Annotated in this window: 22 protein-coding genes and 1 tRNA gene; 10 read left to right on the top strand and 13 right to left on the bottom strand. The window is 63.9% G+C overall.

Features of this window, described 5'->3' with window-relative positions; genetic code table 11:
* Positions 1-7 precede the first annotated feature (7 nt).
* Entirely contained in the window at positions 8-667 is a 660-nt protein-coding gene (locus tag F3H95_RS14410) for a TlpA disulfide reductase family protein (RefSeq protein WP_143127163.1), read from the top strand.
* Positions 668-697: 30 nt separating this feature from the next.
* Here the strand turns inward: F3H95_RS14410 and F3H95_RS14405 are convergent, their stop codons facing one another.
* On the bottom strand, positions 698-1,570 hold the full coding sequence (locus F3H95_RS14405) for a 3-hydroxybutyryl-CoA dehydrogenase (RefSeq protein WP_143127164.1): 873 nt from the start codon (positions 1,568-1,570) through the stop codon (positions 698-700).
* A gap of 305 nt (positions 1,571-1,875) precedes the next feature.
* Between F3H95_RS14405 and F3H95_RS14400 the strand changes: the two genes are divergently transcribed.
* Positions 1,876-4,347 (top strand): methyl-accepting chemotaxis protein, encoded by a 2,472-nt coding sequence (locus tag F3H95_RS14400; protein WP_188134389.1) that lies wholly within the window; start codon positions 1,876-1,878, stop codon positions 4,345-4,347.
* A 98-nt stretch (positions 4,348-4,445) separates the two neighbouring features.
* Here F3H95_RS14400 and F3H95_RS14395 read toward each other — a convergent pair whose 3' ends face one another.
* The 6 genes from F3H95_RS14395 to F3H95_RS14370 form a co-directional block, all read right to left on the bottom strand.
* Positions 4,446-5,375, bottom strand: a complete 930-nt coding sequence (locus F3H95_RS14395; protein WP_143127166.1) for an electron transfer flavoprotein subunit alpha/FixB family protein — start codon at positions 5,373-5,375, stop codon at positions 4,446-4,448.
* 24 nt (positions 5,376-5,399) lie between these two features.
* A complete protein-coding gene (locus F3H95_RS14390; protein ID WP_149746528.1) occupies positions 5,400-6,149 on the bottom strand; it encodes an electron transfer flavoprotein subunit beta/FixA family protein in 750 nt (249 codons plus the stop codon).
* A gap of 187 nt (positions 6,150-6,336) precedes the next feature.
* On the bottom strand, positions 6,337-7,056 hold the full coding sequence (locus F3H95_RS14385; RefSeq protein WP_143127168.1) for a rhomboid family intramembrane serine protease: 720 nt from the start codon (positions 7,054-7,056) through the stop codon (positions 6,337-6,339).
* Between the two features lie 36 nt (positions 7,057-7,092).
* Positions 7,093-7,671: a cob(I)yrinic acid a,c-diamide adenosyltransferase gene (locus F3H95_RS14380; RefSeq protein ID WP_149746527.1), complete on the bottom strand. Its 579-nt coding sequence runs from the start codon at positions 7,669-7,671 to the stop codon at positions 7,093-7,095.
* Position 7,672: 1 nt separating this feature from the next.
* On the bottom strand, positions 7,673-7,870 hold the full coding sequence (locus tag F3H95_RS14375; protein WP_143127170.1) for a twin transmembrane helix small protein: 198 nt from the start codon (positions 7,868-7,870) through the stop codon (positions 7,673-7,675).
* Positions 7,871-7,891: 21 nt separating this feature from the next.
* Positions 7,892-8,725 (bottom strand): SDR family oxidoreductase, encoded by an 834-nt coding sequence (locus F3H95_RS14370; protein ID WP_149746526.1) that lies wholly within the window; start codon positions 8,723-8,725, stop codon positions 7,892-7,894.
* 102 nt (positions 8,726-8,827) lie between these two features.
* Here F3H95_RS14370 and F3H95_RS14365 point away from each other — a divergent pair, with 102 nt between their 5' ends.
* Complete coding sequence (locus F3H95_RS14365; RefSeq protein WP_143127179.1) at positions 8,828-9,742, top strand: YihY/virulence factor BrkB family protein; 915 nt, start codon at positions 8,828-8,830, stop codon at positions 9,740-9,742.
* Here the strand turns inward: F3H95_RS14365 and gluQRS are convergent.
* Entirely contained in the window at positions 9,707-10,600 is an 894-nt protein-coding gene (gluQRS, locus tag F3H95_RS14360) for a tRNA glutamyl-Q(34) synthetase GluQRS (protein WP_149746525.1), read from the bottom strand. The genes F3H95_RS14365 and gluQRS overlap by 36 nt on opposite strands.
* Positions 10,601-10,633: 33 nt before the next feature.
* Here gluQRS and F3H95_RS14355 point away from each other — a divergent pair, with 33 nt between their 5' ends.
* Entirely contained in the window at positions 10,634-11,275 is a 642-nt protein-coding gene (locus F3H95_RS14355; protein ID WP_149746524.1) for a DNA-3-methyladenine glycosylase, read from the top strand.
* Positions 11,276-11,374: 99 nt separating this feature from the next.
* Positions 11,375-11,932 (top strand): HNH endonuclease, encoded by a 558-nt coding sequence (locus tag F3H95_RS14350; protein WP_149746523.1) that lies wholly within the window; start codon positions 11,375-11,377, stop codon positions 11,930-11,932.
* Between the two features lie 152 nt (positions 11,933-12,084).
* Here F3H95_RS14350 and F3H95_RS14345 read toward each other — a convergent pair whose 3' ends face one another.
* Positions 12,085-12,600: a disulfide bond formation protein B gene (locus F3H95_RS14345; protein ID WP_149746522.1), complete on the bottom strand. Its 516-nt coding sequence runs from the start codon at positions 12,598-12,600 to the stop codon at positions 12,085-12,087.
* Positions 12,601-12,791: 191 nt separating this feature from the next.
* On the opposite strand from F3H95_RS14345, the gene F3H95_RS14340 reads away from it, so the two are divergent.
* A tRNA-Leu gene (locus F3H95_RS14340) sits at positions 12,792-12,876 on the top strand.
* A 53-nt stretch (positions 12,877-12,929) separates the two neighbouring features.
* Here F3H95_RS14340 and F3H95_RS14335 read toward each other — a convergent pair.
* From F3H95_RS14335 to secA, 4 genes are all read right to left on the bottom strand, one after another.
* Positions 12,930-13,136 (bottom strand): hypothetical protein, encoded by a 207-nt coding sequence (locus tag F3H95_RS14335; protein ID WP_143126831.1) that lies wholly within the window; start codon positions 13,134-13,136, stop codon positions 12,930-12,932.
* 170 nt (positions 13,137-13,306) lie between these two features.
* Entirely contained in the window at positions 13,307-14,587 is a 1,281-nt protein-coding gene (locus F3H95_RS14330) for a GNAT family N-acetyltransferase (protein WP_149746521.1), read from the bottom strand.
* Positions 14,584-15,999, bottom strand: coding sequence for a lipopolysaccharide biosynthesis protein (locus F3H95_RS14325; RefSeq protein ID WP_149746711.1), 1,416 nt, complete (start codon positions 15,997-15,999; stop codon positions 14,584-14,586). The genes F3H95_RS14330 and F3H95_RS14325 overlap by 4 nt, the downstream gene beginning before the upstream one ends.
* 171 nt (positions 16,000-16,170) lie before the next feature.
* Positions 16,171-18,879 carry a preprotein translocase subunit SecA gene (gene secA / locus F3H95_RS14320; RefSeq protein WP_143126833.1) on the bottom strand — a complete coding sequence of 903 codons (2,709 nt, stop codon included), beginning with the start codon at positions 18,877-18,879 and terminating at the stop codon, positions 16,171-16,173.
* Positions 18,880-19,140: 261 nt separating this feature from the next.
* On the opposite strand from secA, the gene F3H95_RS14315 reads away from it, so the two are divergent.
* The 4 genes from F3H95_RS14315 to mutT all read left to right on the top strand — a co-directional run bounded on the left by F3H95_RS14315 (position 19,141) and on the right by mutT (position 22,487).
* Entirely contained in the window at positions 19,141-19,983 is an 843-nt protein-coding gene (locus F3H95_RS14315; protein WP_149746520.1) for a peptidylprolyl isomerase, read from the top strand.
* Positions 19,984-20,048: 65 nt separating this feature from the next.
* Entirely contained in the window at positions 20,049-21,290 is a 1,242-nt protein-coding gene (gene argJ, locus F3H95_RS14310; protein WP_149746519.1) for a bifunctional glutamate N-acetyltransferase/amino-acid acetyltransferase ArgJ, read from the top strand.
* Positions 21,271-22,077, top strand: a complete 807-nt coding sequence (locus F3H95_RS14305; RefSeq protein ID WP_149746518.1) for a GNAT family N-acetyltransferase — start codon at positions 21,271-21,273, stop codon at positions 22,075-22,077. Before argJ ends, F3H95_RS14305 begins: the two co-directional genes overlap by 20 nt.
* The gene (mutT, locus tag F3H95_RS14300; protein WP_149746517.1) at positions 22,074-22,487 is read left to right on the top strand and encodes an 8-oxo-dGTP diphosphatase MutT; all 414 of its coding nucleotides are present in this window, start codon (positions 22,074-22,076) and stop codon (positions 22,485-22,487) included. Before F3H95_RS14305 ends, mutT begins: the two co-directional genes overlap by 4 nt.
* Positions 22,488-22,522: the final 35 nt, after the last annotated feature.

Genomic DNA, 22,522 nt, shown 5'->3' with positions numbered 1-22,522 from the left:
GTTTGATATGCCGAACAAGAGACCGCTGGGTCTGCCGTCCGTCCGCCTGATCCTGATTGCTGCCTTTGCCGGACTTCTGGCCGGCGCCGTGGCGGTATACGTGATGCCGGCCCTGTCTGGCAATGCCGCCGCAACGGCCGATACGGCGTGTGCAGGCGCCGTGCAGCAGGCAAAGACCGTTTCGGAGCTGGCGAAGGGCGAGATTGCCGCGCTGACGGCCACGGCGGAGCCCCGCCGCTTGCAGGCTCTTACCTTCAAGGGCCCGGACGGTGGCGCGCTCAAGCTTGCGAGCTTCGAGGGCAAGACGGTGCTTCTCAACCTCTGGGCCACCTGGTGCGGCCCCTGCCGCGAGGAAATGCCGGCGCTGAACCGCCTGCAGGAACAGAAGGGCGGCGACCGTTTCGAGGTGGTGGCCATCAATATCGATACCGGCGGCGACGAGAAGCCGAAGGCCTTCCTTGATGAGACCGGCGTGCACCATCTCGCCTATTACCGCGACAGTTCGATGGGCGTCTTCAATGCGCTGAAGAAGGAAGGGCTTGCCTTCGGCCTGCCGGTGACCCTGGTCATCAACCGGCAAGGCTGCCTGATCGGGTCGATGAACGGTCCCGCCGCCTGGGACAGCGAGCAGGCGAAGAGCCTGATCGACAGGGTTTCGGCACTCTGAGGCGCCGAAACCGTCCTTCAGGCTTCGGTGTCAGCGGGTCGGAACCGGCACGTCGCCGCGGTAATCATAGAAGCCGCGGCCCGACTTGCGGCCCAGCCAGCCGGCCTCGACATACTTCACCAGCAGCGGACAGGGGCGATACTTGCTGTCGGCCAGACCGTCATGCAGTACCTGCATGATCGACAGACAGGTATCGAGGCCGATGAAGTCGGCGAGTTGCAGCGGGCCCATCGGGTGGTTGGCGCCGAGCTTCATGGCGGTGTCGATCGCCTCGACGGAGCCGACGCCCTCATAGAGCGTGTAGATCGCTTCGTTGATCATCGGCAGCAGGATGCGGTTGACGATGAAGGCCGGGAAATCCTCGGCAACCGTCACGGTCTTGTCGAGTTTGCCCACGAAGTCCTTGGCGGCGCGGAAGGTGGTGTCGTCGGTGGCGATGCCGCGCACCAGTTCCACCAGCTTCATCACCGGCACGGGATTCATGAAGTGAATGCCCATGAACTGCTCCGGCCGGTCGGTCGCGGCGGCAAGACGGGTGATCGACAGCGAGGAGGTGTTGGTGGCAAGGATCGCTTCCGGCTTCAGAACCGGGCACAGCTTGCTGAAGATCTTGCGCTTGACGCTTTCGTCTTCGGTGGCCGCCTCGATCACCAGGTCGGCCGGGGCGAGGTCGTTGATGTCGGTGCTGCCGGAAATGCGCGACAGCGCTTCGCGCCGCTCCTCGTCCGTCAGCTTGCCATTGCTGACCTGCCGGGCGAGATTGCCGTTGATGGTGGCAAGCCCTGCCTCGATGCGTTCGCTGGAGAGATCGTAAAGGGTGACCCGATAGCCGGCCTGCGCGCTGACATGCGCGATACCGCAGCCCATCTGACCTGCCCCGACAATTCCGAGATGTGTGATCATAGCGCCCTGTTTCCGCTGGAACTCTGGAGCCACACCGGCACGTTGCGTGCTTCTGTGTGCGGTGCGAAGAAAACCGCCCGTCAAGGGCTCGCACTTCCCTCAAGAGTGATAATGCCCGCCAGTCTATTTTTCCAGTCCTTAATCCATTCTGTCGCGGCTGAGGCAAGAGTTTGGGACATATAGCCCTTTCATTTTAGCGTTATCTTAAGCGTGTGTCGGCAGCATCTGCCTCACGGCAAGCCGCGGCGCGGAGAAACCGTGCCTGGCATTTGCCGCGGATGCCAATTGCCTGGAGCCCGGAATCGATGCGCATTGCAAGAAAACTGCCGGTTTTCGTGACGATCGTGACCCTTCTCTCCATCGGTGCCGCAAGTTTTGCCGGTCTGATGGAAAGCGGCCGCGTGTTGCGTGAGCAGGCCATGGAAAAGCTGGAGGCGACCGCCGATGGTCGTCGTAACGAGGCCAAGCTCTATTTCGAGAACATGCTGACCAATCTGCGGGCGCTGGCGGGTGTGGCAACCACGGGCGAGGCCCTGCAGAAATTCCGGCGCGACTGGCGCTATCTGGGCGACAATCCGAAGGCGACGCTGACCGAGCGCTATATCACCAACAATCCGAGCCCGCCGGGACAGCGCGCCGATTACGACAGCGCCCGCGTCGATACCTATGACAGCAATCACAATCTCTACCATCCGGTGCTGCGCGCCTCGCTGAAGCGCTACGGCTATTCCGACATCTTCCTGATCGAGGCCAAGGGCACGATCCTGTACACCGTCCAGAAGAACGGCGAATTCGGTGCGAACCTCGCCGACCCGGACCTCAAGGATAGCGCGCTGGCAGAGGTCTTCCGCAAGGTGGCCGAAAGCGAGGACCGCGATCTCTTCGCCATGTCCGATTACGTGCTCTACGGCCCGCAGAAGCAGGCCACCATCTTCCTGGCTCAGCCGCTTTTCATGGGAGACGTGAAGGTGGGTGTCATCGTAGTGGCCGTGCCCGCCGGCCGGCTGAATTCGATGTTCGCCAACCGTACCGGGCTCGGTCAGACAGGCGAGACGCTGCTGGTCAACGCCGCCGGCATGGTGATCACGGACTCGCCGCTGACATCCGAGAAGGATGCGCTTCTCCAGCGGATCGAGGCGCCGGCCATCAAGAGCGCGCTTGGCGGTTCAGAGGCCAGCGGCGTGCAGAAGGGCTATCGCAACACCATCAACTATCTCGCCGCCTCACCACTCTCGTTCGGAGGTCACAACTGGGCCGTTGCCGCCGTCATGGCGGAGGACGAGGCGCTGGCCAGCCTTGTCGGCCTGCGCAACACGATCATCGGTCTTGCCATCGGCATTCTGGTGCTGGCCGTCATCGCTGCCGTTCTCGTTTCCCGCGGCATCACCCGTCCGATCCATGATCTGGTGCAGGCGATGACGCGCCTTGCCGGTGGCGATACCGGCATCGCGCTGACCGGCGAGCAGCGCAAGGATGAAATCGGCGACATGGTGCGCTCCGTTGCGGTGTTCCGCGATGCGGCGCTCGAAAAGATGCGCCTGCAGAGCGAGGCGGAACGCGACCGGCAGCTGTCCGAAAGCGAGCGTCTGGCGCGTGAGACGGCGCGTGCCGAAGAGACACAGCGGCTGCAGCATACGGTCGAGGTGCTGGGCGCGGGTCTGCGGCGGCTTGCGGCCGGCGATCTTGGCACCACCATCGACACGCCTTTCATGGAAGGGCTCGATCGGCTGCGCACCGATTTCAACGATTCGATCCGCAACCTTGCCAGCACCATGCAGCAGGTTTCCGGCAGTACCGCCTCTATCAATGACACGGCCAGCGGCATGACGGCGGCGACCAATGACCTGTCGCGCCGCTCCGAGCAGCAGGCGGCGGCCATCGAGGAGACCTCCGCCGTCATCAGCCAGATCATGGAGGCGATTCGCGTGTCGACCGAACGCGCCACCAATGCCCGCTCCATGGCAGCGGAGACGAAGACGTCGACCGACCGGTCGGGCGCGATCGTCAGTTCCGCGGTCGAGGCGATGAGCCGCATCGAGCATGCCTCGCAGGAAATCAGCCAGATCATCAATGTGATCGACGAGATCGCATTCCAGACCAACCTTCTGGCGCTGAATGCCGGCGTCGAGGCGGCACGTGCGGGGGAGGCCGGCAAGGGCTTTGCCGTCGTTGCGCAGGAAGTGCGCGAACTCGCCCAGCGTTCGGCGACGGCGGCGCGCGAGATCAAGGAACTGATCGGCAAGTCCAGCGACGCGGTGAAAACGGGTGTCGATCTCGTGCAGAACACCGGTTCGGCGCTCGGCGAGATTGCCGGGCAGGTCACGCAGATCAACGAACAGATCGCCTTGATTGCCGAGGCTGCCGGCGAGCAGTCGGAAAGCGTCCGGGAAATCTCCACCGCCATCCGCCAGATGGAGAACACCACCCAGCAGAACTCGCAGATGGCTGAGCGCACCAACCACGACATGGAGAAGCTGACGCGCAATGCGCAGGATCTCTCCGGCCTCGTGGCGCGTTTCCGCTTTGCCGAAGGGCAGCCGCCATCGCAGGGTTTCGCGTCGTTCGGACGCGACGAACCGCTGCCGGTTTCGGTGCCGCCGCAGCGTGCCCCTGCCGCCAGTGGTCGCTTTGCCCCGGTGAAGCCCGCCAGCGACACCAGCCGTCAGGTGGCCTCTCCCGCCCGTGCGCTGCTCGGCAAGGTGGCCGCGGGCTTCTCGAAATCTTCCGCCGCGCCGCCATCCGCGGGCTCATCCAGCCAGAGCTGGGAAGAATTCTGATCGCCTCGTCCGTGGCGAAAGGCAGATAAGATGACAAAGGCCGCGTTCCCGGCAGGGGCGCGGCCTTTGTGTTTGTGTGACGCCAGTCGGACGAAGGCTCAGAGCGCCTTTTCCAGCTCCGGGATGATCTGGAAGAGATCGCCCACCAGGCCGTAATCGGCCACCTGGAAGATCGGCGCTTCCTCGTCCTTGTTGATCGCGACGATCACCTTGGAATCCTTCATGCCGGCGAGGTGCTGGATGGCGCCGGAAATGCCGCAGGCGATGTAGAGAGCGGGGGCGACCACCTTGCCGGTCTGGCCGACCTGCCAGTCATTGGGCGCGTAGCCCGCATCGACGGCTGCGCGCGAGGCGCCGACGGCCGCGCCGAGCTTGTCGGCGAGCGGCAGAATCACTTCGCGGAATTTTTCCGAGGAGCCGAGCGCGCGGCCGCCGGAGACGATGATCTTCGCCGAGGTCAGTTCCGGACGGTCGGACGAGGAGAGCGCATCTTCCACGAAGCTGGAAAGACCGGCATTGCCGGCCGCCGAAACGGTTTCGACGGCAGCCGAACCGCCTTCGCCGGCGCCCTGGAAGGCGGCGGTGCGCACGGTGATCACCTTCTTGGCGTCGGTGGACTGTACCGTCTGGATCGCGTTGCCGGCATAGATCGGACGCCGATAAGTGTCGGCCGAGACGACCTCGATGATTTCCGAGACCTGCATCACGTCGAGCAGGGCGGCGACGCGCGGCATCACGTTCTTGGCGGTGGCGGTTGCCGCCGCGATGATGACGTCATAGGCGCCGGAGAGCGAGACGATCAGGTCCGCCAGCGGTTCCGCCAGACTGTTGGCATAAGCGGCGTCGTCGGCGAGCAGCACCTTGGAGACGCCCGAAAGTTTTGCGGCCGCATCGGCCGCGCCCTGGGCGCCGGAACCGGCGACCAGCACATGCACCTCGCCGCCGATCTGGGTCGCGGCCGTCAGGGCCTTGCCGGTCTGGTCGGAAACGCTTGCGCCGTCATGTTCTGCGAGAAGAAGAATGGCCATTGTCGTGTTCTCCCTGTCGTTCCCTTAGAGGACGCCTGCTTCGGTCTTCAGCTTTTCGACCAGTTCGGCCACGGAGCCGACCTTCACCCCGGCCTTGCGACCGCCCGGCTCTTCGGTCTTCAGCACCTTGAGGCGCGGCGAAAGATCGACGCCGAAATCGGCCGGCGACTTTTTGTCGAGGGGCTTCTTCTTGGCCTTCATGATGTTGGGCAGAGAGGCATAGCGCGGCTCGTTGAGGCGCAGGTCCGTGGTGACGATTGCCGGAAGCTTGACCGCTATGGTCTGCAGGCCACCGTCCACTTCGCGGGTTACCTTGGCGGCGCCTTCGCCGATCTCGAGCTTGGACGCGAAGGTGGCCTGACCCCATTTCAGCAGGGCTGCCAGCATCTGGCCGGTCTGGTTCGAGTCGTCGTCGATTGCCTGCTTGCCGAGGATGACGAGGCCCGGATTTTCCGCCTCGACCACGCCCTTCAGGAGCTTGGCGACGGCCAGTGGCTCGACCGTCTCGTCGGTCTCGATCAGGATGCCACGGTCTGCGCCCATGGCAAGCGCGGTGCGGATGGTTTCCTCCGCCTTGGCAGGGCCGATGGAGACCACGACGATTTCCGTTGCCTTGCCGGCTTCCTTCAGCCGAAGCGCCTCTTCAACGGAGATTTCGTCGAACGGGTTCATCGACATCTTCACGTTGGCGAGTTCAACGCCCGTGCCGTCCGCCTTGACGCGGATCTTCACGTTGTAATCAACCACCCGCTTTACAGGCACCAGGATTTTCATGACTTCCTTCCTCAGATCGAACCAATTGGGAAAATGCGGCCTCTCCCGCGCCGCTGATTGTCAATGGGCGACATGGATACGCATTTTTGAACCGAATACAAAAGGTTTTCGGCGTCGCACCGGTGTCATTTGGTCATGCCCCCATTCCTGACAAAGCGCAGGACGGCCGCAGGCGAGCGGTGGCGAATCAGTCGTCCCGACGCTCCAGCGCCCGCGGCGCCACGATCTCGCGGTCCAGCAGCGGCACCCCCGGCTGGCGCAGGATGACCACCAGCACGAGACCCGCCAGGATGCCGCCGACATGCGCACCCCAGGAGACCATGCCTTGCCGGTCAACGAGCAGCATCGCCACCTGCTGGCCGATCCACAGAAGAAGCGGCACGAATGCGGGCAGCGGCAGCGGGATACGGAAGAAGACCAGCGTCCACAACCGGACCCGCGGATGCAGCAGAAGATAGGCGGCGACCACGCCCGAAATGGCGCCGGAGGCCCCGATCAGCGGCCCCTCGGAGAGCGGATGGACGAAGCCGTGGAACAGCGCGCCGGCGGCTGCGCACAGGAGATAGAACAGTGCGAAGCGGCCATGGCCGAGCGCATCTTCCACATTGTCGCCGAACACCCACAGGAACAGGAGATTGCTGCCGAGGTGCCATACATCCAGGTGCAGGAAGGCATAGGTGACAATGCTCGCTTCCTTTGGCAGGAAATCGAGCGTCGGCGGCAGCAGCGCATGCTCGAACAGGACTGCTGGAATGAAGCCGCCGGTGATCACGATGACGTCACCGATCCCCGCCGGCAGGCGGGACAGAAGGAGCCAGATGGCGATGTTGATCGCCATCAGCGCGATGGTCACGTATTGCAGTCGGATCCGCTTCAGCCGGTTGACGTCGTAAAGCGGAATGAACATCAGCCTCTCCTCAACAACGGGATCCGGGCCGTGCGCCTAACGGTTCTTGCCCGGCACCCAGAGAATGTCGGCCTTGCCGCCCTCATTGACGTAACGGGAGGCGACGAAGAGGAAATCCGAGAGACGGTTGATGTATTTGAGCGCCGGGGCCCCGACGATTTCGCCCTCGATCTTCGACAGTTCCACCATCAGGCGTTCTGCCCGGCGCGAGACGGTGCGGGCGAGATGCAGATAGGCGGCGGCCGCCGAGCCACCGGGCAGGACGAAGGAGGTCAGCGGATCGAGGCCGGCGTTCAGCGTGTCGATCTCGCCTTCCAGCCGGTCGACTTGGGACTGCACGATGCGCAGCGGCTCCCAGCTGACCTTTTCGCCTGTCTCCGGCGTGGCAAGGTCGGCGCCGAGATCGAAGAGATCGTTCTGGATGCGAAACAGCATGGCGTCGAGGTCCGGCATTGTGCCGGTATGCAGCCGGGCAATGCCGATGGCGGAATTGGTTTCGTCCACCGTGCCATAGGCATCGACGCGCAGATCGTGCTTCAGGCGCCGCGGGCCGGTGACCAGACCCGTCGTGCCGTCATCGCCTGTCCGGGTATAGATCTTGTTGAGCTTCACCATCTCAGCGACCTCCGCCCGTCAGCCAGAGCGTCAGCATGATGAGCGCGATGGCGATTGCCTGCAGCATCACGCGCAGTTGCATCAGCTTGTTGGATTTGTTGGCATCCTTGCCCTGCAGCATGTTGAACAGGCCGCGGATCAGGACAAGGACCACGAGACCCATCACGATCAGGGCCAGAAGGGTGGTGAAGCTGGACATGGAAGCGCCTTTTTCTGATTTTCAGTCCAGCTTACGCAGCAGCCGGTAGAACAGATCGGCCGGCAGCAGCCGTTTCAGCAGAACCCCCTGTTTGGCAGGCTTGGTGACGAGATAATGTGGCCTTGGGCGCGGTGCGGTCAAGGCATGCGTCAGCACCACATAGACCGCTTCTGGCCCGAGCTTGTGCTTGTTGACCGGCCCCGTGCCCTCCAGCCGGGCCAGCTGGCGGCGATATTCCTCCGCATGGGCCGAGCCTTCCAGATCGATATGGCCGCGGATCGCCGCCAGTGCATTGGCGGTGAAGCGCGTCGCGATCGGCCCCGGCTCGATCAGGCTGACGAAGATGCCGGAGCCGTCGAGTTCCATCCGCAGCGTGACGCTCAGGCCTTCGATCGCGTGCTTGGAGGCGTTGTAGGCGCCGCGATAGCGATAGGGCACGAGGCCCAGAATGGACGAGCACTGCACGATGCGGCCTTGTCCTCTTGCCCGCATCAGCGGAATCACCTGCCGTGTCAGTTCATGCCAGCCGAACACGTTGGTCTCGAACTGGTGGCGCAGCACGTCGGTCGACAGGTCTTCGACTGCGCCCGGCTGGCCATAGGCGCCATTGTTGAACAGCGCATCGATGCGCCCGCCGGTGCGGGCACTCACCTCGGTCACCAGCGCGTCGATCGTGTCCTGCCGGGTATAATCCATCAGCAGGGCTTCGATGCCGTCAGCCTCAAGGCTTGCCAGGTCCTCCGGCTTGCGCACGGTGGCGAAGACGCGCCAGCCATCGCGCGAGAGGGCCCGTGCGCAGTGGGCGCCGATGCCCGACGAGCAGCCGGTGATGATGATCGTTTTGCGATCCGTCATGTCCCCCCTCCTGTACAATGACTTTGCCTTTCCCATATTTGAGCCCGAGTGACAACGGAGTTCCCCTTGGCAGAGAGCACACCGCCGCACCGCCCGTTCCGGATGGCCTTCAAGGTGTTTTACGACGCCTATTGTCATTTCAACGAGGATGACGGCTGGGCGCTGGCAAGCCACGTGGCGCTGTCGGGGCTACTCGCCCTGTTTCCCTTCCTGATCTTCGGCACGGCGCTGGCGGGCTTTCTCGGCGCCAACAGTTTTTCCGATACCGCCGTCCATCTGCTGTTCGACACCTGGCCCTCCGACATTGCCCAGCCGCTGGCCAACGAAGTGCGGCGCGTGCTCGAAATTCCGCGCGGTGGGCTTTTGACGATTTCCGTGCTGGCGGCGGCCTATTTCGCCTCGAACGGGGTGGAGGCACTGCGCATTTCGCTGAACCGCGCCTACCGGGTGGCGGAAGACCGTGCCTGGTATGTGACGCGCCTGGCGAGCCTCGGCTATGTGATCGCGGCGGTCGCGATCTTCGCGGCGATCAGCATCGTGCTGGTGGCGTTGCCGATTGCCATCCGCTTTGCAGGCTCCCGCCTGCCCTGGCTCAGCGACGAACTCAGCAGCATCGCCAATTTCGGCGTGGTCGGTACGATCATCGTGCTGTTTCTCGGCCTCATCATCTGCCACAAATGGTTGCCGGCCGGCCGCCGCCGGGTGGTGGATGTGCTGCCGGGCATCGTGCTGACGCTGCTGTGCTGGGGCGGTTTTGCGTTCGCCTTCGCCTCCTACCTCGCAACCTTCGCCAATTATGCCGCCACCTATGCCGGGCTTGCCTCGGTGATGATCGTGCTGGTCTTTCTCTACATGGTCGGCGTGATCTTCATTCTCGGCGCCGAGGTGAACACGGCGCTGATGAAGTACCGCGTTCTGCCAAAAGTCTCCCACGCGCTGGCGAAGCATGGCCGGGCGGAGCAGGCAAAGCAGAAAACGGTTTCAGAACCCCAGCATCGCGCGAATATCCGCCGGTGAGGCACCGGCGGCGCGCAGCGTCGCCAGCCCCGTCGCACCCTCGCTTTTCGAAAGTTTGCGGCCGTCGTGACCCGGCACCAGCCGGTGGTGGTGATAGAGCGGTTGCGGCAGACCGAGCAGCACCTGCAGCAGGCGGTGGACGGCGGTGGCGTGGAACAGGTCCAGCCCGCGCACCACATGCGTCACCCCCTGCGCGGCATCGTCCACCACCACCGAGAGATGATAGCTGGAGGGGGCATCCGAGCGCGAGAGAATGACATCGCCCCAGGCCGCCGGATCGGCAGGGATGGTGCCGGTCTCTCCGTCGCCATCCTCCTGCCATGTGAGGGGCGATTCGAGCGATTGGCCGACCAGCGCAAGCGCCTTTGCCATGTCGAGGCGGATGGCATGCCGCAGGCCGCCGCCCAGAAGCTGCGTGCGCTCGGCCGGGCTGCGGTTGCGGTCATCCGGCGGGTAGAGCGGCGCACCGTCCGGATCGCGCGGCCATGGCCTGCCGGCAGCTTCGGACGCCGCCACGCGCGCCTTCACCTCGCCGCGCGTCAGGAAGGCCGGGTAGAGCAGGTCCAGCGCCTCCAGCTTGCTGAGCGCTGCCTGATACGCCTCGATATGGTTCGACTGGTGGCGCACCGGCTCCTCCCATTCGAGACCAAGCCAGGCGAGATCGCGAAAGATCTCGTGGACGAATTCGGGCCTGCAGCGGGTCTGGTCGATATCCTCGATGCGCAGCAGCAGGCGCCCCCCGGCGCGCTCGGCCATATCCTGGTTGATCAGGGCGGACAGCGCATGGCCCAGATGCAGGAACCCGTTCGGGCTTGGCGCGAAACGGAAGACGGGCTTTTGACGGTCGACGGCGTGCATGGTCTCTTGTGCCACGAATCGGAAGGATTGGCGATGGTTCAGATACGCGGCATGGCGGAGATCGAGGAAGGGCTTGCCGCGCTCGCCCGGCTGGATGACCGTCTGTCGACGGTGATTGCGGCGGCAGGGCCGATACCGCTGCGCCTGTCGCCGCCGGGCTTTGCGGGTCTTTGCGAAATCATTGTATCACAGATGGTGTCGAAGGCGGCCGCCTCGGCGATCTGGAGCCGCATCCAGGCGGCCGGCGCGATGACGCCTGCCGTCTACCTCGGCCATTCCCCGGAGGTCGTGGCGGGTTTCGGGCTGTCGCGGGCGAAGGCGAGGGCGATCGAGGGGCTGGCGGCGGCGCTCGTTGAACGCCGGTTCGATCTCGACGGGCTGTCCTCGCTTGCGCCGGAGGAGGCGAGGGCCCGGCTCGTGGCGCTGCCCGGCATCGGCCCCTGGACGGCGGAGGTCTATCTGATGTTCTGCCTTGGCGCGGCGGATGTGTTTCCGGCCGGTGACGTGGCGCTGAGGGCCGCGGTCGGCCATGCGCTTTCAATGGAAGTGCGGCCATCGGTGACGGAGGTTTCCGAGCTTTCCCTCTCCTGGCAGCCCTGGCGCTCCGTGGCGGCCCGTTTGTTCTGGGCCTATTATGCCCGCGTGTTGCGGCGCGACGCCATCCCGATGACGTGATGGCCTGCGGCGCACGCTGCGTCGTCAGGGGGGCTTCACATTCCTGTAACAACGGTCCTAATATAGAAAGACAGAAGCCGAATCGGTGAGGAGCGTCCGTTGACGATTGCAGTCTCCCCGCAGGCCCTGCCGGCGCTCGTGTTGAACGCTGACTACCGGCCGCTGAGTTATTACCCCTTGTCGCTCTGGTCCTGGCAGGACGCGATCAAGGCAGTCTTCCTCGACCGTGTGAATATCATTGCCGAGTATGACCAGTCGGTATCGTCTCCCACCTTCTCGATGCGATTACCGAGCGTCGTCAGTTTAAAGACCTACGTACAGCCCACGAGAAACCCCGCCTTCACCCGCTTCAACGTCTTCCTCCGCGACAAGTTCGAGTGCCAGTACTGCGGTTCGCACGAGGATCTGACCTTCGACCACGTGATCCCCCGCGCCCATGGCGGCCAGACGACCTGGGAAAACGTGGTGGCCGCCTGCTCCCCCTGCAATCTCAGAAAAGGCAGCAAGCTTCCCAAGCAGGCCGGCATGCACCCCGCCCAGACGCCCTACCAGCCCACGGTGCAGGACCTGCACAACAACGGGCGGCTTTTCCCCCCGAACTATCTGCATGAAAGCTGGATGGACTATCTCTACTGGGATACCGAGCTTCAGCCCTGATGCCCTTCCAGTGCCGCCATCAATTTGCAGAGCTGTCGTCGTGACGTGCGGCTGCCTCTGTCTCGCGTCCCGGAGCCATCCGCACCGGTCCTCGCGCGCGGAAAGGCCCCGCCGTTCTCACACACCGGCCGGATAGGACGTGGCCTTATCGCTCATCTGCGCTTTGCGAATACGCCGCGAAAGGCGATGGCGGCGAGGATGAGGGCCGCGACGACATTCCAGCCGGCAAGCGACAGACCGAGGATGCGCAGGGCCGCGACCGTGCAGGAGGGGCCGTGCACGGTGTTCAAGTCTTCCAGCAGGTTCTGTGCGCTGGTGGTGGCCGTGGCGGCAGAGGTTGAGCACGTGGTCGGACCTGGCCAGAAGCCCCATTCGACGCCGGAATGATAGACGCCCATGCCGGCGGCAATCAGCATCATCACGCCGACCACGCCGATCAGCAGGCGGGTCAGCGCCGGCGGCAGGCGAAAGGCTGCGGTTGCAAAGGCGCCGAGCGCAATCGGCACACCCCAGTAATAGGGCTCGCGCTGCAGCAGGCAGAGCGCGCAGGGGATATAGCCGCCGATATGCTGGAAGCCGAGCGCCGATCCGACGGTGGCGACCATGCCAACAGCCAGCAGACCCGAATAGCCCATCAGGGTGGAGCGGGGATCGGTTGCGGTGGCCATCAAACTGTCTCCTGCGGCGTCTGTCACGTGTCTCCTGCTCTAGTGAACGGGAAGAGGGCTGTAAATGCATCGGGCGAGCCAGGGACGATTATGTCGCGCCACATTTTCGTGAGAAACAACAAGGGCTCCAGCCCAGCCGGTGCTTGCGCGCCTGCTTTTTCCTGTGCTAGACCCCGTCGACCACTTTCGATGCCCCGTTGGCGGAATTGGTAGACGCGCCTGACTCAAAATCAGGTTCCGAAAGGAGTGCTGGTTCGATTCCGGCACGGGGCACCACGGTCACCCGAAACGATATTCTTGCAACGCTGGAACCGCGACCGGAGTGATCGTCACCCGTTGCGGTGATAATGGCCGAGCAGCCGCTGGCGCACTTCCTCGACCCCGCCGCGCACGTAAAGCTGCAGGTGGCCGCCATTGTGGGGAATGGCGAGCGCGATCACGGTGACGGCGTCCTCGTAGCGGGTAACATAGGCGACCTGCTGCGGGTTGACGTAGATCTGCTGGTCGTGCGTGTTCTTGAAGCTGATGAGGTCCATCGGTCTGCTCTTGCGGATCACGGCACGCGGTGCCGTGGTGGCGGGTTGCGGGCATGCGGAGAGAGGTGAATGTCTCTCCGGCGACAGCCCGGCGGAAGGCCGGGCGGTCTTCTCTTAGCAAGCGGTCGCCAAAAATCCGGTTAACCGCAGGCCATGCGGATGAGACGGTGTCATCCCTCGTCCCGGTTGCGGAAGCCCAGGATCTTCTCGCGCAGGCGCCGTGCCATGCTGCGGGTGTTCTGGTACAGATGCAGTTGTGTCGCCACCTGCCGCGTGTCGCGGTCGGCGCTGTCGGCAAGGCCGATGATCAGCGTGCCCATGGCCTCCCGTTCGCTCCAGAAGCGGCTCATGACCGGATGATCAGGCACGGCGCAGCTGTCGGAGCGGGTGATGTTGGCGTCTTCCAGGTGCCATTCGGTCAGCTTCATCATCAGCAGCTTGCCCGGCGAGAAGGCCGCAAGGGCCTCGTCATAGGCGGTTTTCCACGTATAGGCCTCGCCAGCCATCAGAAAGACGATGAGGGAGGCAATCGCCTTGCCGTCGAGGTCCAGCGTGTGGATACGCACGGCATCGATCTCGGCCAGATTGCCGATCGCCTCGCGGGCGAAGGCGGAGCGGTAGCGATCGTTGATCAGCGCGGAGCGCTTGCGGCCTTTCCAGCCCTTCGCCTCGAGCGCCAGAAACTCTTCGGTGCGCTGGCGGATCTCCTGCGGCTGGCGCGCCACCCCGTGGGTCAGGGCACCTGTTTCCGCCAGCTTGCGCCACTGGCGGCGCATCTCGCGCAGATGATGGGCCGAGACCGACTGCCTGAGGTAGGTTTCCGGATCAAGATAGCTGTGCAGCATCGGGCGATGGTGGCGGCCAGTGACGGTGACCGGCAGGTTGCGCGACAGGGCCACGGCCCGGATCATCCGGGCGAAGCGCCCGTCGAGCCTGAGGTCCGGCATCACAAGCACGCCGGGCAGCCCGGCATCGCGTCGTCCAAGCCCTTCCAGAAGATTGTCCAGCGTTTCGGCGGCATCCTCGGCATCCACCAGTGGCGTGCCGAGCGGGCCGAACGGGTTGGCCCAGACGCGCAGGATCGGCGCGCCCAGTGCGAAGCCCGGCTTTTCAACCGAAAACGGCATCAGCAGGCGCATTCGCCCGCCGTTTTCCTTCCGGTCGCGCAGGATGGCAAGCCGCACCGCGCGATCCTCGATGCGTGGCATCGCCGGCGCCAGCAGGCGGGCGGCAAAGAAGATGTTCGGTTCGAGCACCCGGTTGGAGAGGAAATCCAGTTCGTCCTGCAGGTCATAGCCCATCCTTGCCGCATAGATGGCAAGTGTGCGTCCCGGCCGGCCGATGGCGATCGACAGCGAGGGCTCGGGAAGATCTGAGGGAGCGTGCGCATGTGCCGGCGAAACCGCCTGACGCGCCGTATCGGGGAGGTGTGAGGCAGAGGTCTCTGTCATGAGCCTTCTTCCTTGCGGAGGGGAGGGACGGAGCGGGCAAAGGCGAACAGACGGATCTCAAGCACGCGCCGTGCGGCGAGATGCAGAAGCAGCGCCTCGAAGCCCATGGCCATCGCCGTGGCGCCGGCGGCACCCATCAGGCCTAAATGCGGAATGAGCAGCATGTTCAGCGTCACATTGGTCACGAGCAGGCCGGCATAGAGCATCACGCAGAGTGGCTGGTGTCCGGCCATGTTGAGCAGCACCTCGCCCGGACCGATGCTGGCCTTGGCAAGAATGCCGGCAAACAGAATGAGCATCAGCGGATAGCCGGCGGTGAAGGCGGGGCCGAACAGCGACAGAAGCAGCGGGCCAGCCAGCAGAACCGACAGCCCGACCGCCAGCGAGGGCCAGAAGGTCCAGCGCGCAGCATCTGTCGCAAAGGCAGCGATTTCGTCCCTTCCACCCGTTGTCAGGATCGAGGCGATGCGCGGTGCGGCTGCGGCCTTGACCGAAAAATTGACGAACTGGACGAGTGCAATGGTCTTGGCCGCGGCATAATAGATCGCCACCTGGTCCGGTGGCAGATAGAGCCCGACCACCACGACATCGGAATTGGTGAGCAGGAAGCCGATCCCGTCGACGAGGAAGAGCGGCAGGGCAAAGCGCGTCCAGGGGAGGACGCGGAAGGCGAGACCGCCCGGTCCGAGCTGTCGTCTCAGCCGCAGCGTCAGCCGCACGAACTGGAAGAGGGTTGTGAGGTAGGTGCCGGCAAGTGCGGCCGTCATTGCAGTCGTCGCGGTGCGCGGCGCACCCGTCAGCACCGCAAGGCTCATCAGTGCGAGGATCAGCAGCGGTCGCAGGATGAAGGTGGGCCCAAGTGCCGTGACTGCCCAGCCATTGGCCCTTGCGGTTCCGTCCAGCACGTCGCCGAGTGCGATCATCGGCAGGGTGAAAAGGCCAAGAAAGACCGGAACCATCCAGTAGTCGGCAATCAGATGGTCGAAGATGTGGAGAACGAGCAGGCCGAGCCCCGCGAGCAGGCTTGCCGACAGCAGTGCCAGCACACGCGCCGTCCAGTTGAGGCCGCGCACCAGGTCCGTTTCACCGCCGGCGGTGTGGATCGGCAGGAACCGGATGACGGCGGTATGGAAGCCGAGGCAGGAGAGGTTGCCGAAGACCACCACCAGCACCCAGACGAAGGCGAAGATGCCATAATCGAACTCGCCGAGCAGGCGGGCCTGGATGATCTGGGCGAGAAAGGCAATGGCGGCGCTGAGGATGCGGATCGCGAAAGCCGTCAGCGCCATGCGCTGGGCGACGGCCGCGTCGCTGTCGCCGGACAGCCAGAGGTCAAGCCGGCCGAGGAGCGGCGTCAGCCGAATCTTCAGGCCGAGCGGAAGACATCTCTCCGCTTTCTCGATCACCGTCATGGCTGGCACGCATTACTTCCAGGAACCCGGGGCAGCGGGCACTATGCCGGTGTCCCCGTTAAGAAACGCTTTCCTTGCCCCTGCAGGAAGCCCATGCGCCGCCATGTAAAACGGGGCCGCCCGAAGAGCGGCCCCGTTTTACATGGGACGGATGAGCGATGGCCTTTTGCGTCAGGCCGTCAGCACGCCGTGGCAGTGCTTGAACTTCTTACCGGAACCGCAGGGGCAAAGCTCGTTGCGGCCGACCTTGCCCCAGGTGGCGGGGTTGGACGGGTCGCGGTCGATCGCCTCGTCGGCGGCAAAAATGGCCGGCTGGGCAAATTCGTCCTCGCCCGTTGTCGGGTCGAAATGATGCGCCTGCATCACCGGCGGCGGCTCGGGCGCCTGCGGTGCCTCGCGCACCAGCTCCACCCGCATCAACTGGGCGGTGACGACTTCGCGCAGATTGGCCAGCAGCGCCTGGAAGAGTTCGAAGGCCTCGGCCTTGTATTCCTGCAGCGGATCGCGCTGGGCATAACCGCGGAAGCCGACAACGGAGCGCAGATGATCGAGGTTGACGATGTGCTCGCGCCAGAGGTGATCCAGCGTCTGCAGCAGGATCGACCGCTCGACATAGGTCATGATCTCGGGGCCGAAACGCTCGGCGCGATCATGGGCCGCCGCATCCGCCGCAGTCATCAGGCGTTCGCGAATATCGTCCTCGGCAATGCCTTCTTCCTGCACCCAGTCCTCGACCGGCAGATCGAGGTTCAGCAGGCGCTGCACCTCTTCCTTGAGGCCCTTGGCATCCCACTGCTCCGCATAGGCGCGTTCCGGGATGTGCTTGGTGACGAGCATGTCGACCACTTCATGGCGCATGTCGGCGACCGTCTCGGTGAGGTCGGTCGCATCCATCAATTCGATGCGCTGCTCGAAGATCACCTTGCGCTGGTCGTTGGTGACGTCGTCATACTTCAACAGGTTCTTGCGGGTGTCGAAGTTGCGCGCCTCGACCTTCTTCTGGGCCCGCTCGAGCGCCTTGTTGATCCAGGGATGGACGATCGCTTCGCCTTCCTTGAGACCCAGCTTCTGCAGCATCCCGTCCATGCGGTCGGAGCCGAAGATGCGCATCAGGTCGTCCTGAAGCGAGAGGTAGAATTTCGACCGACCCGGGTCGCCCTGACGGCCCGAACGGCCGCGCAGCTGGTTGTCGATGCGGCGGCTTTCGTGGCGCTCCGTGGCGATCACGTAGAGACCGCCGGCGGCGAGCGCCTTCTCCTTGAGCTGCTTCACCTCGGCGCGGATCGCCGCTTCCTTCGCGTCACGCTCCGGGCCGGGTTCCATGCCTTCCAGATCGCGCTCGAGGCGCATGTCGATATTGCCGCCGAGCTGGATGTCGGTGCCGCGGCCGGCCATGTTGGTGGCGATGGTGACGGCGCCCGGTACGCCGGCCTGGCTGACGATATAGGCTTCCTGTTCGTGATAACGGGCGTTCAGCACGTTGAACTGGGTAAAGCCTTCCTTCTTCAGCATAGCGGCCAGAAGCTCGGACTTCTCGATGGAGGTCGTGCCGACGAGCACCGGCTGGTTGCGCTGGTGCGCCTCGCGGATCTCGACGATGATCGCCTTGAACTTTTCCTCGAAGGTCCGGTAGACCTCGTCGTCCTCGTCGATACGCTGGATCGGCAGGTTGGTCGGCACCTCGACCACTTCGAGACCGTAGATGTTGGAAAATTCTTCCGCTTCGGTGGCGGCCGTGCCGGTCATGCCGGCCAGCTTCGCATACATGCGGAAATAGTTCTGGAAGGTGATGGAGGCCAGCGTCTGGTTTTCCGGCTGGATCGTCACCTTTTCCTTGGCTTCGAGCGCCTGGTGCTGGCCTTCGGAATAGCGGCGTCCCGGCATCATGCGGCCGGTAAATTCGTCGATGATGACGATTTCGTCGTTGCGGACAATATAGTCCTTGTCGCGCTGGAACAGCTTGTGCGCCTTCAGCGCGTTGTTGATGTGGTGGACGATCGCGACGTTTTCCACGTCGTAGAGGCTTTCGCCCTTCAACAGGCCGGCCTGCCGCAGAAGATTTTCCAACTTCTCCGTGCCGACTTCCGAAAAGATCGCCGAGCGCTGCTTCTCGTCGATTTCGTAATCGTCGGCCGTCAGCGCCGGAATGAAGGCATCGATCGTGTTGTAGAGATCCGAGCGGTCGTCCAGCGGGCCCGAGATGATCAGCGGCGTGCGCGCCTCGTCGATCAGGATCGAGTCCACTTCGTCGACGATCGCGAAATTGTGGCCGCGCTGCACCATCTGGCCGCGGTCATATTTCATGTTGTCGCGCAGATAGTCGAAGCCAAGCTCGTTGTTCGTGGCGTAGGTGATGTCGCAGGCATAGGCCGCGCGGCGCTGCTCGTCATCGAGGCCGTGCACGATGACGCCGGTGGTCAGGCCAAGGAAGCCGTAGAGACGGCCCATGATGCCGGCGTCGCGGCTCGCCAGATAGTCGTTGACGGTCACCACATGCACACCCTTGCCGGACAGCGCATTGAGATAGACCGGAAGGGTCGCGACCAGCGTCTTGCCTTCGCCCGTCTTCATTTCGGCGATGTCGCCGTCATGCAGGATCATGCCGCCCGTCAGCTGCACGTCGAAGGGGCGCATGCCGAGCACGCGGCGCGAGGCTTCGCGCACCACGGCAAAGGCTGGCGCCAGAATGTCGTCCAGTGTCTTGCCTTCGGCAAGCTGCTGCTTGAATTCCTGGGTCTTGGCGGCAAGCTGCTCGTCGCTCAGAGCCTTGATGCTCTCTTCCAGCGCGGCAATGGCGGCAACGCGGCTGCGATACGAGCGGACACGGCGGTCATTCGCCGAGCCGAAAAACTTGCGGGCTATCCCACCGAAGCTGACCATGCAAATGGTCCTTTCCAAACTGAAGTGGCATCACTTTTGATCGGCTTCCGGTGGGTTCCTTCCGCTCCGGTTTTACACAGGCAAAAGTGAAGACCCGCCCGGAAACTCTTCTGGACGCGAAGTAGCGTGACAGATAAGAGGGGGGTCGAATGATGTCAACGGTTGCCGCCGTTACAGAATGGCCATAATCCGGTGTTTGTGGACGTGTTCCAGCCGGTCTCGGAGGCCGAGGCCGGCGCCCATTTCGAAAGGTAGTTCCTGATGTTTCGTCATAAGTTCCTCGTGACTGCCGCCGTGGCCGCGGTTGTGTTCCTGCAGGTGCCGGCCTTTGCCGCCGACGACGCTGTCGTCGCCAAGGTTGGCGGCGTGGAAATCCACCAGTCCGACCTGGATACCGCGATGGCCAATCTCAGCCAGCAGTATCAGCAGCTTCCCGACGAACAGAAGAAGGTCGCAGCCCTCTCGCAGATCATCGACATCAAGCTCGTCTCCAAGAAGGCCGAGGCCGCCGGCCTGCAGAACAGCGACGATTTCAAGAAGCGCATGGCCTATCTTCAGGAGCGCGAACTGCACAACGCCTACCTGCGCGACCAGTTCGACAAGCTGAAGCCGGAAGAAGTCAAGGCTCGCTACGACAAGGAAGTCGCAGCCATGCCGAAGGAAGAGGAAGTGCATGCCCGCCACATCCTGGTGAAGACCGAGGAAGAGGCCAAGGACATCATCAAGCAGCTCGACGCCGGCAAGGACTTCGTGGAGCTGGCCAAGGAAAAGTCGGAAGACACCAGCAAGTCCGATGGTGGCGATCTCGGTTACTTCACCAAGGGCCGCATGGTTCCTGAATTCGAGGAAGCAGCCTTTGCCCTGCAGAAGGGCCAGTACACCAAGACCCCGGTCAAGTCGCAGTTCGGCTGGCACGTGATCAAGGTGGAAGACAAGCGCGACGCCCAGCCGCCGGCCTTCGACCAGGTCGAGCCGCAGGTTCGCCAGATCGTCATGCAGGAGAAGTATTCTCAGATCATTGACGACGCGAAGAAGGACCAGAAGGTCGAGATCGTCGACCCTGCGCTCAGCAAGGGCTACGAAGCGCTGACCAAGGGCGAATAATCCGCTCGTCACATCGGCAACCGGGCCCGCGTCTGCGGGCCTTTCTTTATCCGGGTCTGAAGCATATGTCCGCCACCGTCTCTCCTCTTGCTCCGAAATCCTATCCCGACATGCCCGTGCTGCGCGGCGTGCGCATGGCAACGGCAGCCGCCGGCATCAAGTACAAGAACCGCACCGACGTGCTGTTGATGGTGTTCGATGAACCGGCCGCGGTGGCCGGCGTGTTCACCCGCTCGAAGTGCCCGTCTGCGCCGGTGGACTTCTGCCGCGCCAACCTGCCCACCGGCCGCGCCCGCGCGGTCGTCGTCAATTCGGGCAATGCGAACGCCTTCACGGGCGTGAAAGGCAAGGCCGCGACGGACCTGACGGCGCGCTCCGCGTCGGACGCCGTCGGCTGCGGCATGGACGAGGTTTATCTCGCCTCGACCGGCGTCATCGGCGAACCGCTCGATGCGACGAAATTCGCCGGCGTGCTGGGCGACATGCACGGTTCCGCCACTGGCGATTTCTGGCTGGAGGCGGCCAAGGCGATCATGACCACGGATACCTATCCGAAGGTCGCGACCCGCACCGCCGAGATCGGCGGCGTGACGGTGACGATCAATGGCATTGCCAAGGGTGCCGGCATGATCGCGCCGGACATGGCGACGATGCTTTCCTTCGTGGCGACCGATGCCGACATTGCGCCGGCCGCCCTGCAGGCGCTGCTGTCTGAAGGGGTCGGCCCGAGCTTCAACTCCGTTACCGTCGACAGCGACACCTCGACCTCCGACACGCTGCTGCTGTTTGCGACCGGCAAGGCCGCCGCCGATGGTCAGGTGAAGGTGGAAAGTGCTGATGATCCGCAGCTTTCCGGCTTCCGTGCTGCGTTGAATGACCTTCTGAAGGATCTCGCCCTGCAGGTGGTGCGCGATGGCGAAGGCGCCCGCAAGATGGTGGAGGTCACCGTGACCGGCGCCGAAAGCGACGCGGCCGCCAAGCGCATCGCGCTGTCGGTCGCCAATTCGCCGCTGGTGAAGACCGCCGTTGCCGGCGAAGATGCCAACTGGGGTCGCGTCGTCATGGCTGTCGGCAAGTCCGGCGAAATGGCCGACCGTGACCGCCTGGCGATCTGGTTTGGGGATGTGCGGGTTGCCGTCAACGGCGAACGGGATCCGGATTACTCTGAAGAGGCGACCACTGCCGTCATGGAAAAGCAGGATATCGTCATCCGTGCTGACATTGGTCTGGGCCATGGCACGGCAACGGTCTGGACATGCGACCTGACGAAGGAATATGTCGCCATCAATGGTGACTATCGGAGCTGACCGTTTGATGCAGGCAATTTCTCCCCACGGCAATCTTCCGCTTGTCCGGCGCCTGGAAGCCGTGGGGTTCCGCGCCTGGCCGGCGGCTTCCGTCGTCTATGACGGCAGCTGGCAGGTGCGGTTGACCGGCGGCCATCCCTCCAAGCGGCTGAACTGCGTGGTGCCGCTCGATCCCTCGGATTACCGGGACGCCGCGATCCGCATCGAGAAGGCGCGCAAGCGGTTCGAACATTACGGACGTCCGCTTCTGGTGCGCGAGACACCGCTTGCGCCGCAGCCACTGCTGGAGGCCCTGCGCGCCGATGGCTGGGCACCGTTCGAAACGGTCAACGTCATGACGGCGGATCTCGCCGGACTGGAACTGCCCGATACGATCAGCCATCTGCCGAGCCACGATATCGGCCGCTATATCGATGCCTCGCTTGCCGTGCACGAGGAAGATCCGGCCATCAAGCCGGCGCTTGCGGAAATTCTCTCCGCCATCAAGCCGCCGACTGGCCTCTTCATCGCGGAAGATCCGGGCAATGGGCCGCTGGCGGCCATGCTGTGCGTTCAGGACAATGATCTTGCCGGAATTCTATCCTTTGCCGTGGCGCCTGATCGCCGCCGGCAGGGGCTCGGCACCGAGATGCTGACGGCTGCGCTGCGCTGGGCTCGCATCAGCGGCGCCCGCACGGCCTGGCTGCAGGTGGATGCATCGAACGCATCGGCGCTTTCGCTCTACCACCGTTTCGGCTTCCGCGAGGTCTACCGGTATCACTACTGGCGCCAGGAGACGCGGGCATGAGCGGGGGGGAGCGCAAGATCGTTCTGGTGGCAGCCTGCGCGCTGGTCGATGCCGATGGTCGCATCCTCCTCGCCCAGCGTCCTGAAGGCAAAAGCCTTGCGGGGCTCTGGGAGTTTCCGGGCGGCAAGGTGGAGCCGGGCGAGACGCCCGAGGAAACCCTGGTGCGCGAACTGGAGGAGGAGCTTGGCATCGCCACGCGCGTGCCGTGCCTTGCACCGCTCACCTTCGCCAGCCACACCTACGAGACCTTCCACCTGCTGATGCCGCTTTATGTCTGCCGCCGGTTCGAGGGCATTCCGGCAGGGCGGGAAGGGCAGGCGCTGAAATGGGTGCGTCCCGCAAACCTGCGCGACTATCCGATGCCGCCGGCCGACGAGCCGCTGATCCCCTTCCTGCAGGATCTTCTTTAGTCGCGCCCGCCGGGCGTGGCCATTTATCCACAGCT

Source organism: Rhizobium sp. RU35A, assembly GCF_900156005.1.
GTDB classification, from domain to species: domain Bacteria; phylum Pseudomonadota; class Alphaproteobacteria; order Rhizobiales; family Rhizobiaceae; genus Neorhizobium; species Neorhizobium straminoryzae.
Note: the sequence above shows the minus strand (reverse complement) of the source record. Positions and strands in the feature narration are given on the sequence as shown.